The following is a 17660-nucleotide window of genomic DNA, read 5'->3' as shown; positions in this document are numbered from 1 at the left end:
CTGACGATGCCTTCAGGCTCGGCCTGGGTGTGGGCTGGCTTGTCCTTCAGGGCGGCGCCCATGTAGTCCATCCAGATCGGCAGCGCCACGGTGCCACCGAACTCGCGACGGCCCAGGGTTTCGGGCTGGTCGAAGCCAGTCCACACAGTGGTCATGTAGTCGGCGTTGTAGCCGGAAAACCAGGCGTCCTTGGAGTCGTTGGTGGTGCCGGTCTTGCCGGCGATGTCCGGACGGCCCAGCGCCAGTGCGCGGCGGCCGGTACCCAGCTTGATCACGTCCTCGAGCATGCTGTTGAGGATAAAGGTGGTGCGCCCGTCCATGATCCTCGGCGCATAGGCCGGGGCACCTGGAGCGCTGGTCAGCGCCGGGCTGGCGTCGTTGCCGGTGCCGGTGGCAGGGGCAGCAGGCGCAGTACCCGTCGCATCGGCGCTGGCGATTGGCGCGTCGGTGGCGGCAGGTGCCGGAATCGGTGAAGAGCTGGCAACGTCATCCGGCGGTACGCTCGGCGGGTTGGCGGTGAACAGGGTGTCGCCGCTACGGCTTTCGATCTTGTCGATCAGGTACGGTGTGACCTTGAAGCCGCCGTTGGCGAACACGCTCCAGCCGGTGGCGATTTCCATCGGCGTCAGCGTGGCGGTGCCCAGGGCCAGCGAGAGGTTGTTCGGCAGGTCCTGTTTGTTGAAGCCGAACTTGCTGATGTAGTCGATGGTGCGGTCCACGCCCAAGCTCTGCAGCAAGCGAATCGAGACCAGGTTGCGCGACTTGTACAGGGCTTCGCGCACGCGAATCGGGCCCAGGAAGGTGTTGGTGTCGTTCTTCGGGCGCCAGACTTTATCCAGGTACTCGTCAACAAATACGATGGGTGCATCATTGACCAGTGTGGCGGCGGTGTAACCGTTATCCAGCGCGGCGCTATAGATGAAAGGCTTGAAGCTTGAGCCCGGCTGGCGCTTGGCTTGCATCGCACGGTTGTAGTTACTCTGCTCGAAAGCGAAGCCGCCCACCAGCGCGCGAATGGCACCGTTGTCCGGATCAAGCGAGACCAGAGCACCCTGCACGCTAGGGATCTGGCTAAATTTCAGGCTGCCATCGGCTTGTGGCTGGACGCGGATCAGATCGCCGACCTGAGCTACATCCGAAGGTTGTTTAGGTACCGGCCCCATGCTGTTGGTGTTCAGGAAGCGTCGTGCCCATTTCATGCTGTCCCACGGCACCTGCGCCTCGCCGGTACGGGTCAGCACCTGCAGGCCATTTTTGTCGACCTCGGTCACGATGGCGGGCTCAAGACCGCTGAAGGGGCGCTGCTTGGTGAGATCTTGTGCCCAGGCCTCGCGGGTTTTGCCAGGGAATCGCGACTCCGGGCCTCGATAGCCGTGGCGTTGGTCGTAGGCCATCAGGCCTTCGTGGACCGCCGTATTGGCCAGGCCCTGAAGGTCGCTCGGTACCGTGGTGGTCACGCGATAGCCCTCGGTGTAAGCCTCGCTTCCGTAGCGGCCGACCATTTCGGCGCGTGCCATTTCAGCAATATAGGGCGCACTGACTTCGGGCGTAGGGACGTGATAGCTGGCGTCGACCGGCTCAGCGATAGCGGCTTCATAGCTGGCCAGGTCGATCTTGCCCAGCTTGTACATGCGGCCCAGGATCCAGTCGCGGCGTTCTTTGCTGCGGACCGGGTTGGCGAGCGGGTTGAAGCGTGAGGGTGCTTTGGGCAGGCCGGCAATCATTGCCATCTGCGCCAGGCTGAGGTCGCGAATGGACTTGCCGTAGTAAACCTGGGCCGCAGACTCAATACCGTAAGCACGGTTGCCCAGATAAATTTTGTTCACGTACAGCTCAAGGATTTCGTCCTTGGTCAGCTCACGCTCAATTTCCAGCGCCAACAGGATTTCGTTGGTCTTACGGGAAAAGCTCCGCTCACTGGACAGGAAATAGTTCTTCGCCACCTGCATGGTGATCGTGCTGCCGCCTGACTGAATGTGTCCGCTTTTTACCAGTTGTGTCGCGGCGCGCATCAGGCTGCTGGGGTCGACCCCATAGTGATTGGCGAAATTATCATCTTCTGCGGAAAGCAGGGCATTAATGAAATTGGGGGGAATGTCGGCGAATTTGATGGGCGAGCGGCGCATTTCGCCAAACTCTGCAATTAATTTCCCGTCGCTGGTGTAAACCCGCAAAGGAATCTGCAACTGGATGCTTCTCAACGACTCTACGGACGGCAAGCCAGGACTAAGATAGAGAAACGCGCCGCTTAACACGAGCAAAAGCCCGCAGATAACAGCAACGAAAGACCACCCGAAAAACTTCAGCAGACGAATCAAGGCTTTTGGATTTCCAGATTAAGGAATAGATGTGCACGTCATAGTAGTGCGCGGCGGCGCGGGTCGACAGTACGGGAAAAATCGCCCGGCATTATAAGCATTTTTCGATCATGGGCGTCATGGGCCGCATGTCAGAAGGGGTTCTGAACGGATCTCATTTTTTACCCTCCGTAAGTGACGGATTGCATTAGGGAAAACAGCCGTGCCCGGATTTTTCAGCAAGACATCTCAGCGCCGCGTGGGCATCGATATCAGTGCTCAATCGATAAAAATCGTCGAATTGCGCCGTTCACGCAGTGTGTTTACGCTTGAGGCCTATGCCATTGAACCGTTGCTCATCAAGCCCTCAGGCGATCTGACCAGCGCAGATCCCAAAAGTGTCGCTGTGGTGTTGACCAACGCATTGGAAAAGGCGGATGTGCTTGCTAGACAGGCCGTTGTGGCGGTTCCTGACGCTCTGGCGACCAGTAAGACCCTGGCGGTAGAGGCTGATTTGACGGGCGATGATCTTGAACTCTATGTGCGCCTTGAGGCTGAACAGCACGTTCCTTATGGTCTTGAGGACATGGCGCTGGACTTTGAGGTGCAAGGGCGTTCGCACAATTATCCGGGGCGATCTGATGTGTTGTTAGTTGTTTGCCGTCAGGCGACATTGGCGTGGTATCAAACCGTTTTGAATCGTGCCGGGTTGAGTGAACGCGTGATTACCGTTCAGGCCCATGGCTTGGCGCGTGCTGTTGGCGTGCTGGCGGGTGCGCAATCCTCCCGGGCAATAGCTGTGGTCGACTTTGGCTTGCGCACGACGCTGCTGAGCGTGGTAAGCCGAGAGCAGGTGATCTATTCCCGTGAGTTACTCTTCGGTTCTGACGGCCTTGATGACGAGGCGTTTAAAGTGGCTGCACTCGAGCACCTCGGACGCGGGCTTGCGCTGTTTGCCGAGTCCGGCACTGGAGGGGTTGTCAGCTCGATTCTGCTGAACGGCGAAAACCCATTGCCAGCAATGTTGGGTGTATGGATTGAAGGGCAGTGCGGGCTGCCGACACAGTTGGCCAACCCGTTTGCAACCATGGCCCTCAACCCGGTACTCACGCCTGATACCTTGCGCGGTGATGCTTCAAGGTTGTTGACTGCTTGCGGCTTGGCCATAAGAGGGTTTGATTGATGGCAAGAATCAACTTATTGCCGTGGCGCGCTGTGTTACGCGAAAAAAGGCGCAAACGCTTTTTGATTGTACTGGCGGCTTTGCTGGCAGTGACGCTAGGAGGGCTGCTGGCGATTGATCGCTTTATCGATCGGGCAGTAGAGCGCCAGCTTGTGCGTAATGATCTGATCAGAAGTTCGATGGTGCAGCTCGATGGGCGGGCTCAGCAGATCGATCAGTTGAAAGTGCGTCGAGAACAATTGCTGGAGCGCATGCAAACGATCGAGACGCTTCAGGGTAATCGCTCGGACAGCGGGATTATCCTTGAGCAGTTGGCGCGCAGCCTGCCTGACGGGGTGCATTTCACTGATGTCAAAATGACAGAGCACACCATCGTTATCACCGGGGTGGCCCGGTCCAATAATCTCGTTGCTGAGTTGATGCGCAATCTGGACGCCTCGCATTGGCTGGAAACACCTGCACTGATTGATGTTAAAGCGGGCCCGGCGCGCCCCGATGGGCCTGAACAGCTGTTTCAGATGACCGTGCAACAAACTCACCATGCGCGCACGGGGACTCACTTTTGAGGGCGCTGCGTGGGCTGCTGTTGGGGCACGGTCTCGATATGCAGGCGCTTGATGTTCGGCGTTCGGGGGCGTGGTCGTTAAAGCGGCAGGTTGGTGTGGCCCTGTTGTCCGTGGGGCTATTGCTGACGTTGGGGTGTGTGCTTCTCCAGGCACCTTTGGCACGGCTTGAGCAGCAGCGTTTGGCTGAAACCGGGCTTAAAGCCGAGTTCGAGGTTAAAGCTGCGCAGGTGGCGAGCCTGGATAGCCACATGTTGCACCTGCAGGCCCTGGAAGCGGCTCTTGGGGCGTTATTGAAACAGCTCCCCAGTCAGGCTGAAGTCCCCGACCTGCTTGAAGATGTGTCGCGCCTTGGGCTAGCCAGTGGCCTGGAGGTTGAGAGCATTCAGTGGTTGCCGCAAGTTCTTCAACCCTTCTATATCGAACTGCCCCTGCAATTGACGCTCGTTGGCGGGTATCACGATATGGGGCGGTTTATCAGTGGTTTGACGCATTTCCCACGGATTGTGACCGTGCATGATTTCTCGTTGGCACCGCTCAGTGATGGCCCGTTGCGCATGACGCTGCTGGCCAGAACCTACCGCACGCACGATCAAGGATTGATCCCATGAGTGTTTACGTTCAACTGATGTGCGTCGGGCTGGCGGTGGCGTTGTCGGGGTGCGATGACACGCGCGACATCGACCTTCTGCAAACGTACTTGCAAGCCGTGCAGGCGCGCCCGGGGCAAGCTGTGGCCCCTGTTCGGAGTGCGGAGCCCATGAGCATCGTCGAATATGGCGCGGCGGGCTTGCGCAGCCCTTTTCAGGAGTTCCATGGTGACAGCGCTGGCACGTGGAAGGTAAGCCTTGCAGGGTCGGATGAAGAGACGCTTAGAGCGAGGGCGTTTCTGGAAAGCCTGGGTCTTGAGCAATTCGAGATGGTTGGCACGCTGTCCAATGACCACGGGGCGAATGCCTTGATGCGTGCGCAGGGCGTTGTTCATCGCTTGAAAGTAGGGGATTACCTGGGTCGCAACAACGGCCAGATCGTCTCGATTGAAGCAACTCGCGTTGAAGTGTTTGAAGTGATTTCGGATGGCCGGGGCGGATGGTTGGAAAGAACCTTGGCGATCCCTCTAAAACAGCAGTCTTAACGGAAATACAGTATGAAAAGGATTTTCCCGGTCTGTGGGCTGGCGCTATGGAGTGCGCTGAATTCACCGATGGTGCTGGCCATGGCGCCTCGCGATTCCCCCTCACAGGCAGCGGCTCCCGGCTTTGTCGGGGACAAGCTGTCATTGAATTTTCAAGCGATTGAAGTGCGCACGGTGTTGCAGTTGCTGGCGGATTTTACAGGTTTCAACCTGGTGGTTAGCGACGCGGTGCAGGGCAGTATTACCCTCAATCTTCAAGAGGTCCCGTGGGATCAGGCACTTGACCTGGTGCTCAAAAGCAAAGGGCTTGAAAAACTTCAGCAGGGCAATGTGATGTGGATTGCTCCCGCAGAAGAGGTGGCTGCCCGTGAGCGGTTGGCGCTGGAGGCCCGCAATCAGTTGGCCGACCTGGCACCTTTGCGCCGTGAACTGGTACAGGTCAATCACGCGAAAGCGGCGAGTATTGCCGCGTTATTCCAGTCTGTGGCGGGGGCGCAGGCCGGTGGCAACGAGCGCGGCTCTGTCACGGTGGACGAGCGCACCAATCACATCATTGCCTTGCAGACCGAGGAACGCCTCGACGAGTTGCGGCGCATCGTGGCTCAACTGGACGTGCCGGTACGCCAAGTGCTGATTGAGGCGCGTATTGTTGAGGCCGGCGTGGACTTTGAGAAAAGCCTGGGCGTGCGCTGGGGTGGGAGTCTGCGTGTGGGTGGAAACTGGCGGGCAGGTGGCGTCAGGCCTGAAGGCTCGGGCAATGATTCGGGGGTTCAGAGTGCCCCTTTTGTGGACTTGGGGGCCAAGGGTGCTACGTCAGGGGTGGGCATTGCCTTTATCAGCAACAACGTGCTGCTGGACCTGGAATTGAGTGCCATGGAAAAAACCGGCAATGGTGAAATTATCTCCCAGCCCAAGGTTGTCACGTCGGACAAGGAAACAGCCAAAATTCTGAAAGGCACTCAGATTCCGTATCAGGAGTCCAGCTCCAGTGGGGCCACCTCGGTGTCATTCAAAGAGGCCTCGCTGTCGTTGGAGGTCACGCCTCAGATCACTCCGGACAACAGCGTCCTCATGGCTGTGGTGGTGACCAAGGATGAGCCTGACTACGCGAACATGGTCAACGATGTGCCGCCCATCAAGAAGAACGAAGTGCAGGCCAAAGTGCTGGTCAAGGACGGTGAAACCATCGTGATTGGAGGCGTTTTCTCAAAAACTCAAAGCAAAGTGGTAGATAAAGTGCCATTTTTAGGCGATCTACCGTATGTTGGCCGACTTTTCCGTAAAGACGTTGTCCTGGAAAAAAAATCCGAACTGCTGGTGTTCCTGACTCCGCGTATCATGAACAACCAGGCGACTGCTGTGAGTCATTGATTCTGTGAGAAATTTGATTCTTGTTGGGCCAATGGGGGCTGGTAAAAGCACCATCGGTCGTTTGCTGGCCAAAGAGCTGCACCTGCCGTTCAAGGATTCCGATAAGGAAATCGAAGTGCGCACGGGTGCAAATATTCCGTGGATCTTCGATAAAGAAGGCGAGCCGGGCTTTCGCGACCGAGAAGCAGCGATGATCGCTGAACTCTGCGCGGCAGAAGGCGTGGTGCTGGCGACGGGGGGGGGCGCAGTTATGCGGCCCGAAAACCGCACGGCGTTGCGCGCCGGAGGGCGAGTGGTTTACCTGCATGCTTGTGTCGAACAGCAGGTCGCGCGCACTGCCCGTGACCGCAATCGGCCCTTGTTGCGCACGGCAAATCCCGAGAAAACCCTGCGTGACTTACTCGCCTTGCGTGACCCGCTTTATCGCGAAATCGCTGACCTTGTGGTTGAAACCGATGAGCGGCCACCGCGAATGGTGGTTCTGGATATTCTTGAACGTCTGGCGCGCCTTCCCCCCCGTTAAAGTGGGGTACGAAATGCGCTATCCTCGGTGCCAGCCATGCCCGTTCAGCGGTATGGCTAAAGGCTATTGGGTTGCATCTGCACGCGATGCAGCCATCACTTGATAATTGCGAAGCGGGTCGTTGGCGTCCCGCTTCAACGCGGGGATTCATGCAGACACTGAAGGTTGATTTAGGCGAGCGTAGCTACCCGATTCATATTGGCGAAGGTTTGTTGGATCAGCCTGAGTTGCTGGCCCCGCATATCGGTGGTCGCCAAGTGGCGATTGTGACCAATAAAACCGTTGCGCCACTCTATCTTGAGCGTCTGACCCGCAGCCTGGCAGGGTATTCGGTGTTATCGATCGAGCTGCCTGATGGCGAGTCGTTCAAGAACTGGGAAACCCTGCAGTTGGTGTTCGATGGCCTGCTGACCGCACGTCATGACCGTCGCACCACGGTCATTGCCTTGGGTGGCGGTGTGATTGGCGACATGGCCGGTTTTGCAGCGTCGTGCTATCAGCGCGGGGTTGACTTCATTCAGGTGCCGACGACGTTGCTGTCCCAGGTCGATTCGTCGGTGGGCGGCAAAACCGGTATCAACCACCCGCTGGGCAAAAACATGGTCGGTGCTTTTTATCAGCCCAATCTGGTGCTGATTGATACTCAGACCCTCAACACCCTCCCGGCCCGAGAATTGTCCGCCGGGCTCGCCGAGGTCATCAAATACGGTCTGATCTGCGATGAGCCGTTCCTGACCTGGCTTGAAGAGAACATGGACGCTTTGCGTGGCCTCGATCAGGCGACCCTGACCACGGCGATACAGCGCTCCTGTGCTGCGAAGGCAGCTGTGGTGGGGGCCGATGAGCGCGAGTCGGGGGTGCGCGCCACGCTCAACCTCGGCCATACCTTTGGCCATGCCATTGAAACCCATATGGGGTACGGCGTGTGGCTACATGGCGAGGCAGTGGCAGCAGGCACCGTGATGGCGCTGGAAATGTCTGCGCGCCTGGGCTGGATCACGGATGCAGAGCGCGATCGTGGCATTCGCCTGTTCCAGCGCGCGGGTTTGCCTGTGGTACCGCCTGCCGAAATGACCGAAGCCGACTTCATGCAGCACATGGCGGTTGATAAAAAAGTAATCGACGGTCGTTTGCGGCTGGTGCTGCTGCGTCGCATGGGCGAAGCCACAGTGACTGACGATTATCCACTCGAGGTTCTCCAAGCCACGCTGCGTGCGGATTACCGTGTGCTGGCTCAGCTTAAAGGTTAATAAAATTCCGATGACTAGTTTGCATGCCGACGAGGCGTTCCTCGGTCACTTCCAACTGAACCACGACCCTTTTGCACCTCGGGTGCCGGGCTTCAAGTTTTTCCCTGCGCAGCGCAAACCGGTGCTGGGGCAGTTGCATCACCTTGCTCGCTACAGTCAGTTGCTGCTGGTGGTTACCGGGCCTGAAGGCAGTGGCAAAACCCTGCTGCGCCAGGCGCTGGTCGCCAGCACGAACAAGCAGTCTGTGCAGAGTGTGGTGGTATCGGCGCGCGGAGCGGGTGATGCCGCCGGTATCTTGCGTCAAGTCGCACAAACCCTGAACGCGGCGCGTGCCGATGTGGGCGCGATTCTGGCGCAAGTGGTGCAATTGGCGCTGACCGGCCAAGAAGTGTACCTGCTGGTCGACGATGCCGAGCAGCTTGATGAATCGGCACTCGCAGCGCTGCTGGCGCTGGCAGCCGGGGCGCCGGAAGGCCGTCCGCATGTGTTCCTGTTCGGCGAGCCGTCAATGATTGCCGGCCTGGAGCAACTGAGTGCGGGTGAAGAACGCTTCCATGTGATCGAGCTGCAACCGTACACCGAAGAAGAGACCCGCGAATACCTGGCTCAGCGGCTTGAGGGGGCGGGTGCCGGAATCGAACTCTTTAACGCACAGCAACTCTCAGCTATACACGAGAGCTCCGAAGGTTGGCCCGGTGTGATTAACCAGGTCGCCCGTGATGCAATGATCGAAGTCATGATTGCCAGCCGCTCAGCGGTCAAGCGACCAAGTATGGGGTTCAAGATGCCGAAAAAACACGTAATGGCCATCGCTGCCGTCGTCGTCGTGGCGGTTGCCGCCGCCGTTATGATTCCAGGTCGCGGGAAGTCACCGAGCCCTTCAACTGAAGAGCAGACGCAATTGGGGCAGGCCGCACCGAAAAGCGGCTCAGGGCCATCGGTTGATTTCGCCGGCTCATCGCAGCCCATGCCGTTGCCGCTGGTCGGTCAGTCGCAGCCGGTGATGCGTGGGCCGCTGGCGGAAGCCGCGGGCGGTATTTATGAAGGCGATGATGGGGGCGCGCCTGCCGTTGATGGCGGTGTTTCCCAGCCGCCTACGGTCACCACCACTGCGCCTCCGGTGGGTGTCCCGGCAGGTCCAGCCCCAGTGGCTGCTCCGCGACCAGCGCCTGCGCCTGCGGTTGCTACGGCCAAGCCTGCACCTGCACCCGTGACCAAGCCCGTTGCCACCCCGACGCCTGCGCCAAAACCGGTGGTCAAGCCTGTCGAGAAGCCAGTCGCTGGCACCAAGCCTGCGCCGGGCGCTAGCTGGTACACCAGCCAACCAACGGGTAATTACGTGGTGCAAGTCGTCGGTACCAGTTCCGAAGCGTCTGCGCAAAATGTGGTGAAAGAGTTGGGTGGCGAGTCTCGTTACTTCAAGAAAACCCTCAACGGTAAACCGTTCTTCGTTGTCACCTACGGCAACTTCCCAAGCCATGCCGCGGCCACTGCGGCAATCAAAAACTTGCCAGCCAAGACGCAGGCTGGTAAACCTTGGCCTCGCACTGTCGCCAGCGTACAACAAGAGCTGGCAGCAGCTCGCTGATGACCCGGCGACCTTACCCAGGTCGCCGTTCTAGCCCATCAAAATATTCGCCTGAGCATGCGGCTTTTCAAGCCGTGTGCCTTGTGGTATCTGCGCTGTGCGGCGGTCAACATTAAAAATGTTTTGACTAGCACAGCTAATCGCTTTAAACCTTCATAAATGCGACATAAGTTTACGGTTAATCGCCGCTTAATTTGTGGGTCTTTGTGACGGTGTGTAGAATGACCACCCTTTTGCTCTTGCCAAGCTGGCGCACGTTCAGCGCGGGATGCATGTGGTTGAATTAAAAAGAAATTTGCCCCTTTTTGGGGCAGCCTGGTGAGAAAGTGTCTATGAAAGCAGGTCTGTACCACCCCGATGAATTCAAGGATAACTGTGGTTTCGGCCTGATTGCCCATATGCAGGGCGAACCCAGCCATACCCTCTTGCAAACCGCCATTGAGGCCCTAACCTGCATGACCCACCGCGGTGGGATCAACGCAGATGGCAAGACCGGTGACGGTTGTGGCCTGCTGATTCAAAAGCCCGATCAGTTCTTGCGTGCAGTCGCCAAAGAACAGTTCGGCACCGATTTGCCCAAGCAATACGCCGTCGGCATGGTGTTTTTTAACCAGGACCCCATTAAGGCTGAAGCGGCCCGCGCCCATATGAACCGCGAAATCCTTGCGGCGGGCCTGCACGTGGTGGGCTGGCGCAAAGTACCGATCGACACCCGCGTGCTGGGTCGTCTGGCGCTGGAGCGTTTGCCACAAATCGAGCAAGTGTTCATCGCAGGCGACGGCCTCAGCGATCAGGACATGGCGATCAAGCTGTTCAGCGCCCGGCGCCGTTCTTCGGTGGCCAACGCAGCGGACACCGATCACTACATCTGCAGCTTTTCTCACAAGACCATCATTTATAAAGGCCTGATGATGCCGGCGGATCTCACCGCCTTTTATCCGGACCTGAGTGATGAGCGCCTGAAAACCGCCATCTGCGTGTTCCACCAGCGCTTCTCCACCAATACCCTGCCGAAATGGCCGCTGGCACAACCCTTCCGTTTTCTCGCCCACAACGGCGAGATCAACACCATCACTGGCAACCGCAACTGGGCAGTGGCCCGTCGCACCAAGTTCGCCAATGACCTGATCGGTGATCTGGACGAGCTCGGCCCGCTGGTTAACCGCGTGGGTTCTGACTCCTCCAGCATGGACAACATGCTGGAGTTGATGGTCACCGGCGGCATTGACCTGTTCCGTGGCGTGCGCATGTTGATTCCGCCTGCATGGCAGAACGTTGAAACCATGGACCCCGACCTGCGGGCGTTCTATGAGTACAACTCCATGCACATGGAGCCGTGGGACGGCCCGGCGGGAGTGGTCATGACCGATGGCCGCTACGCGGTCTGCCTGCTTGACCGTAACGGCCTGCGGCCTGCGCGTTGGGTCACCACCACGAACGGCTACATCACCATCGCGTCGGAAATCGGCGTGTGGAACTACCAGCCGCAAGACGTGATTGCCAAAGGCCGCGTAGGCCCGGGTCAGATCCTCGCCGTTGACACCGAAACCGGTCAGGTGCTGGACACTGACGCCATCGACAACCGCTTGAAGTCGCGCCACCCGTACAAACAGTGGCTGCGCAAGAATGCCCTGCGCATTCAGGCCACTATTGAGGACAATGACCACGGCTCTGCGTTTTACGACGTCGACCAGCTCAAGCAATACATGAAGATGTACCAAGTCACGTTCGAAGAGCGCGACCAGGTACTGCGCCCGCTCGGTGAGCAAGGCTACGAAGCCGTGGGCTCCATGGGTGACGACACGCCAATGGCCGTGCTGTCTCAGCGCGTGCGCACACCGTACGACTACTTCCGCCAGCAGTTCGCGCAGGTCACTAACCCGCCGATCGACCCGCTGCGTGAAGCCATCGTCATGTCGCTGGAAATCTGCCTCGGTGCCGAGCGCAATATTTTCCAGGAGTCGCCGGAACACGCTTCACGCGTCATCCTCAGCTCGCCGGTGATCTCGCCGGCCAAATGGCGTTCGTTGATGAACCTGGATCTGCCGGGTTTTGAGCGTCAGATCATCGACCTCAACTACGACCAGGCGTTGGGCCTTGAAGCGGCTGTGCGTCATATCGCGGACCAGGCTGAAGAAGCCGCTCGTGCGGGCCGCACCCAGATTGTGCTGAGCGACCGCCATATCGCACCGGGCAAGCTGCCGGTTCACGCCGCTCTGGCCGTGGGTGCTGTTCACCACCGCCTGACGGAAAAAGGCCTGCGCTGCGACAGCAACATCCTGGTCGAAACGGCGACCGCGCGTGACCCGCACCACTTTGCCGTGTTGATCGGCTTCGGTGCTTCGGCGGTGTACCCGTTCCTGGCGTATGAAGTGCTGGGTGACTTGATCCGTACCGGCGAAGTGCTGGGCGACCTTTACGAAGTGTTCAAGAACTACCGTAAAGGCATCACCAAGGGCTTGCTCAAGATCCTCTCAAAGATGGGCATCTCGACCATTGCGTCCTACCGCGGTGCGCAGTTGTTTGAAGCCATTGGCCTGTCGGAAGAAGTGTGCGACTTGAGCTTCCGTGGCGTGCCAAGCCGCCTGAAAGGTGCCCGTTTTGTCGATCTGGAAGCCGAGCAAAAATTGCTGGCAGCCGAAGCCTGGAGCGCACGCAAGCCCATTCAGCAAGGTGGCCTGCTCAAGTACGTGCACGGTGGCGAGTACCACGCCTACAACCCGGACGTGGTGGCTACCCTGCAAGCGGCTGTGCAGCAGGGCGACTACAGCAAGTTCAAGGAATACACAACGCTGGTCGACAAGCGCCCGGTGTCGATGATCCGTGACTTGTTGCAGGTCAAAACCCTGGAAACCCCGCTGGCGATCGAAGAGATTGAGCCACTGGAGTCGATCCTCAAGCGTTTCGACTCAGCGGGCATCTCACTGGGGGCCTTGTCGCCAGAAGCGCACGAAGCCTTGGCCGAAGCGATGAACCGCTTGGGCGCACGCTCCAACTCCGGTGAAGGCGGCGAAGACCCGGCGCGTTACGGCACGATCAAAAGCTCGAAAATCAAACAAGTGGCCACCGGCCGTTTTGGCGTCACCCCGGAATACCTGGTTAACGCCGAAGTGCTGCAAATCAAGGTTGCCCAAGGTGCCAAGCCGGGCGAGGGCGGGCAACTGCCAGGCGGCAAAGTAAACGGCCTGATCGCCAAGCTGCGCTATGCCGTACCCGGTGTGACCCTGATTTCGCCACCGCCACATCACGACATCTATTCTATTGAAGACTTGTCGCAACTGATTTTCGACCTCAAGCAGGTCAACCCCAAAGCGCTGGTTTCGGTGAAGCTGGTGGCCGAAGCGGGCGTCGGCACCATCGCCGCTGGCGTGGCCAAGGCCTACGCCGACCTGATCACCATTTCCGGTTATGACGGCGGCACCGGCGCATCGCCGCTGACCTCGATCAAATACGCGGGCGCACCGTGGGAGCTGGGCTTGGCGGAAACCCACCAGACCCTGCGCGGCAACGACTTGCGAGGCAAAGTGCGGGTGCAGACCGACGGCGGCCTGAAAACCGGCCTGGATGTGATCAAGGCCGCCATCCTCGGCGCTGAAAGCTTCGGCTTCGGTACCGCGCCAATGATCGCGCTGGGCTGCAAATACCTGCGTATTTGCCACCTCAACAACTGCGCGACCGGTGTGGCCACCCAGAACGAATCGCTGCGTAAAAACCACTACATCGGCACCGTCGACATGGTGGTCAACTTCTTCACCTATGTGGCTGAAGAAACCCGCGAGTGGCTGGCCAAGCTGGGCGTGCGCAGCCTCGAAGAGCTGATCGGGCGTACTGACTTGCTGGATATTTTGCCGGGCGAAACCGCCAAGCAGAACCATCTCGACCTGACGCCGTTGCTGGGCAGCGACAACGTGCCTGCCGACAAGCCGCAGTTCTGCCAGGTGGACCGCAACCCGCCGTTCGATAAAGGCTTGCTGGCCGAGCAAATGCTCGACATGGCGCGCTCGGCCATCAACGACCTGAGCGGTGCTGAGTTTGCACTCGATATCTGCAACTGCGACCGCTCCATTGGTGCGCGGATCTCGGGTGAAATCGCCCGTGCCCACGGCAACCAGGGCATGGCCAAGGCACCGATCACCTTCCGCTTCAAAGGCACTGCCGGTCAGAGCTTTGGTGTGTGGAACGCCGGTGGTTTGAACCTGTACCTGGAAGGTGACGCCAACGATTACGTGGGCAAAGGCATGACTGGCGGCAAGCTGGTGATTGTGCCGCCAGTAGGCAGCGTCTACAAAACCCAGGACAGCGCCATTATCGGCAACACCTGCTTGTACGGTGCCACCGGCGGCAAGTTGTTCGCCGCCGGCACCGCAGGCGAGCGTTTCGCCGTGCGTAACTCCGGCGCGCACACCGTGGTTGAAGGCACGGGCGACCATTGCTGCGAATACATGACGGGCGGCTTTGTCTGTGTCTTGGGCAAAACCGGTTACAACTTCGGCTCTGGCATGACAGGCGGTTTCGCCTACGTGCTGGATCAGGACAACACCTTCGTCGACAAGGTGAACCACGAACTGGTGGAAATTCAACGTATCAGCGGTGAAGCGATGGAAGCCTATCGCAACCACCTGCAACACGTGCTGGACGAATACGTTGAGGAAACCAACAGCGAGTGGGGCCGTAATCTCGCGGAAAACCTCGATGATTACCTGCGTCGTTTCTGGATGGTCAAGCCTAAGGCTGCCAGCTTGAAAACGTTGCTTTCCAGCATCCGTGCCAATCCGCAATAACGATGCAGGGGCAAGCTTGCAGCTTCAAGCTGCAAGCTTGAACGCAGAATGCGGTGTACCGGTAAACGTGTTTGTCTTGCAGCTATGAGCTTGAAGCTTGTAGCTGTCGTAAAGAGGTTTTGAAGATGGCCGAACGTCTAAGTAACGACTTCCAATTCATCGATGTCGGGCGCAAAGATCCGAAGAAGAAACTGTTGCGTCAACGCAAAAAAGAGTTCGTGGAAATCTACGAACCCTTCAAACCCCAACAGTCGGCCGACCAGGCCCACCGCTGCCTGGGTTGCGGTAACCCGTACTGTGAATGGAAATGCCCTGTGCATAACTTCATTCCCAACTGGCTCAAGCTGGTGGCTGAGGGCAATATTCTCGCCGCCGCTGAACTGTCGCACCAAACCAACACCCTGCCCGAAGTGTGTGGCCGGGTGTGCCCGCAAGACCGTCTGTGCGAGGGCGCTTGCACCCTCAACGATGGTTTTGGCGCGGTCACGATCGGTTCGGTCGAGAAGTACATCACCGACACCGCTTTCGCCATGGGCTGGCGACCGGACATGTCCAAAGTGGTGCCGACGGGCAAGCGCGTGGCGATCATCGGTGCCGGGCCTGCGGGCCTGGGTTGTGCCGACGTGCTGGTGCGTGGCGGCGTGACCCCGGTGGTGTTCGACAAGAACCCGGAAATCGGCGGCCTGCTGACCTTCGGTATTCCGGAGTTCAAGCTTGAGAAAACGGTGTTGAGCCATCGTCGCGAAGTCTTCACCGGCATGGGGATCGAGTTCCGCCTCAATACCGAAATCGGCAAAGACATCAGCATGGAAGAACTGCTGGCCGAGTACGACGCGGTCTTTATGGGCATGGGCACCTACACCTACATGAAAGGTGGTTTTGCCGGTGAAGACTTGCCGGGCGTGCACGACGCGCTGGATTTTTTGATCGCCAACGTCAACCGCAACCTGGGCTTTGAAAAGTCGCCGGAAGACTTCGTCGACATGAAAGGCAAAAAGGTCGTGGTGCTGGGCGGTGGCGACACGGCCATGGACTGCAACCGTACCTCGATCCGCCAGGGTGCCAAATCGGTGACCTGTGCGTACCGTCGCGATGAAGCCAACATGCCCGGTTCGCGTAAAGAGGTTAAAAACGCCAAGGAAGAAGGCGTCAAATTCCTCTATAACCGTCAACCGATTGCGATTGTGGGTGAAGGCAAGGTTGAAGGTGTGAAAGTGGTCGAGACCCGTCTTGGCGAACCGGACGCCCGAGGCCGTCGCAGCCCGGAGCCGATTCCGGGTTCCGAAGAGATCATCCCGGCAGACGCCGTGATCATCGCGTTCGGTTTCCGCCCGAGCCCGGCCCCATGGTTTGAGCAGTTCAGCATCGCGACCGACAGCCAGGGCCGCGTGATTGCGCCTGAGCAGTCGCCGTTCAAGCACCAGACCAGCCACCCGAAGATCTTCGCTGGTGGCGATATGGTGCGCGGTTCTGACCTGGTGGTCACCGCGATCTTCGAAGGCCGTACGGCAGCGGAAGGGATCATGGATTACCTGGGCGTTTAACCTAAATCCTGTAGGAGCGAGCTTGTCTCGCGATCTTTTGATCTTTAAAAAGCCCGCGAGCAAGCTCGCTCCTACAGGGCGGTGGGGGTTGTATACCCTGCGTCAAATCGCCCCGATAGATAAAAGGCACGGCTCTTGCCGTGCCTTTTGCGTCTGTCTCTGAGAAAATGCCCTCACTTTTTTTCCGGATGCTGACATGACTTCTCTCAAGAATGACCGTTTCCTTCGCGCTTTGCTCAAGCAACCCGTAGACGTAACGCCTGTCTGGATGATGCGTCAGGCCGGCCGTTACTTGCCGGAATACCGTGCCAGCCGCGCCAAGGCCGGTGATTTCATGAGCCTGTGCAAGAATGCCGAATTCGCCTGCGAAGTCACAATGCAGCCTCTGGACCGCTTCCCTCAGTTGGATGCGGCCATCCTGTTTTCGGACATTCTGACCATCCCCGATGCCATGGGGCAGGGCCTGTATTTTGAAACGGGCGAAGGTCCGCGCTTCAAAAAGGTGGTCAGCACCCTGGCCGACATCGAAGCACTGCCCATTCCCGACCCGCAAAAAGACCTCGGTTATGTGATGAACGCGGTCAGCACCATTCGCCGCGAACTCAACGGCCGTGTGCCGCTGATTGGCTTCTCGGGTAGCCCGTGGACCTTGGCCACTTACATGGTCGAAGGCGGCTCGTCCAAAGATTTCCGCAAAACCAAAGCCATGCTCTATGACACCCCGCAGGCCATGCACTTGCTGCTCGACAAGCTGGCGCAGTCGGTCACCTCGTACCTCAACGGCCAAATCCTGGCGGGCGCGCAAGCGGTGCAGATTTTCGACACTTGGGGCGGAAACCTGTCATCAGCGGCGTATCAAGAGTTCTCCCTGGCCTACATGCGCAAAATCGTCAGCGGCCTGATCCGCGAGCACGAAGGGCGCAAGGTGCCGGTGATCCTGTTCACCAAAAACGGTGGGTTGTGGTTGGAGAGTATTGCGGATGCCGGTGCCGATGCACTGGGCCTGGACTGGACCTGCGATTTGGGTGAAGCGCGCCGTCGTGTCGGCAATAAGGTTGCGTTGCAAGGCAATATGGACCCGACGGTGCTGTACGCCAACCCGGAAGCGATTCGTACTGAAGTCAAACGCATTCTGGCCAGCTATGGCAAAGGCTCCGGCCATGTATTCAACTTGGGGCACGGCATCACGCCAGAAGTGAAGCCTGAGCACGCGGGTGCTTTTATCAGCGCGGTTCATGAGTTTTCGGCGCAGTATCACGTTTAATCGCATGAGTTAAATGAAGCGCCCGGCCTATGCCGGGCGTTTTAGTTTTCGCGCTATTTCTAGATTTGGAGTAATTATTCTATTTTTTATGTAAGGCTTTTATATTTTTTAAATAAGAATCAGATCGGCGTCTTAAGGTTTTTTTCCGTATTTAAGTTTAT

General features: G+C 58.4%; 12 protein-coding genes. 11 read left to right on the top strand and 1 reads right to left on the bottom strand.

Features of this window, described 5'->3' with window-relative positions; all coding sequences use genetic code 11:
- Nucleotides 1-2318: penicillin-binding protein 1A (locus tag Q1W15_RS19345; protein WP_300731066.1), on the bottom strand; the 2318-nt coding region annotated here is incomplete at its 3' end.
- Nucleotides 2319-2520: 202 nt separating this feature from the next.
- Between Q1W15_RS19345 and pilM the strand changes: the two genes are divergently transcribed.
- The 11 genes from pilM (at nucleotide 2521) to hemE (ending at nucleotide 17499) form a co-directional block, all read left to right on the top strand.
- A complete protein-coding gene (gene pilM / locus Q1W15_RS19340) occupies nucleotides 2521-3480 on the top strand; it encodes a type IV pilus biogenesis protein PilM (protein ID WP_300731065.1) in 960 nt (319 codons plus the stop codon).
- Nucleotides 3480-4046 carry a PilN domain-containing protein gene (locus tag Q1W15_RS19335; protein WP_300731063.1) on the top strand — a complete coding sequence of 189 codons (567 nt, stop codon included), beginning with the start codon at nucleotides 3480-3482 and terminating at the stop codon, nucleotides 4044-4046. The genes pilM and Q1W15_RS19335 overlap by 1 nt, the downstream gene beginning before the upstream one ends.
- Nucleotides 4047-4141: 95 nt before the next feature.
- A complete protein-coding gene (locus Q1W15_RS19330; RefSeq protein WP_300731061.1) occupies nucleotides 4142-4654 on the top strand; it encodes a type 4a pilus biogenesis protein PilO in 513 nt (170 codons plus the stop codon).
- Nucleotides 4651-5178 carry a pilus assembly protein PilP gene (locus Q1W15_RS19325; RefSeq protein ID WP_300731060.1) on the top strand — a complete coding sequence of 176 codons (528 nt, stop codon included), beginning with the start codon at nucleotides 4651-4653 and terminating at the stop codon, nucleotides 5176-5178. Before Q1W15_RS19330 ends, Q1W15_RS19325 begins: the two co-directional genes overlap by 4 nt.
- A gap of 12 nt (nucleotides 5179-5190) precedes the next feature.
- A complete protein-coding gene (locus Q1W15_RS19320; protein WP_300731059.1) occupies nucleotides 5191-6549 on the top strand; it encodes a type IV pilus secretin PilQ in 1359 nt (452 codons plus the stop codon).
- Between the two features lie 4 nt (nucleotides 6550-6553).
- A complete protein-coding gene (aroK, locus tag Q1W15_RS19315; protein ID WP_300731058.1) occupies nucleotides 6554-7072 on the top strand; it encodes a shikimate kinase AroK in 519 nt (172 codons plus the stop codon).
- A gap of 149 nt (nucleotides 7073-7221) precedes the next feature.
- Entirely contained in the window at nucleotides 7222-8322 is a 1101-nt protein-coding gene (gene aroB, locus Q1W15_RS19310; protein ID WP_300731056.1) for a 3-dehydroquinate synthase, read from the top strand.
- Nucleotides 8323-8332: 10 nt separating this feature from the next.
- The gene (locus Q1W15_RS19305) at nucleotides 8333-9910 is read left to right on the top strand and encodes an AAA family ATPase (protein WP_300731055.1); all 1578 of its coding nucleotides are present in this window, start codon (nucleotides 8333-8335) and stop codon (nucleotides 9908-9910) included.
- Nucleotides 9911-10242: 332 nt separating this feature from the next.
- Nucleotides 10243-14691: a glutamate synthase large subunit gene (gene gltB / locus Q1W15_RS19300; RefSeq protein ID WP_300731054.1), complete on the top strand. Its 4449-nt coding sequence runs from the start codon at nucleotides 10243-10245 to the stop codon at nucleotides 14689-14691.
- 125 nt (nucleotides 14692-14816) lie between these two features.
- Nucleotides 14817-16235 carry an FAD-dependent oxidoreductase gene (locus Q1W15_RS19295; protein WP_300731053.1) on the top strand — a complete coding sequence of 473 codons (1419 nt, stop codon included), beginning with the start codon at nucleotides 14817-14819 and terminating at the stop codon, nucleotides 16233-16235.
- 196 nt (nucleotides 16236-16431) lie between these two features.
- The gene (hemE, locus tag Q1W15_RS19290; RefSeq protein WP_300731052.1) at nucleotides 16432-17499 is read left to right on the top strand and encodes a uroporphyrinogen decarboxylase; all 1068 of its coding nucleotides are present in this window, start codon (nucleotides 16432-16434) and stop codon (nucleotides 17497-17499) included.
- Nucleotides 17500-17660 lie beyond the last annotated feature (161 nt).

Source organism: Pseudomonas sp. (assembly GCF_030150285.1).
Classification (GTDB): Bacteria; Pseudomonadota; Gammaproteobacteria; order Pseudomonadales; family Pseudomonadaceae; genus Aquipseudomonas.
Note: the sequence above shows the minus strand (reverse complement) of the source record. Positions and strands in the feature narration are given on the sequence as shown.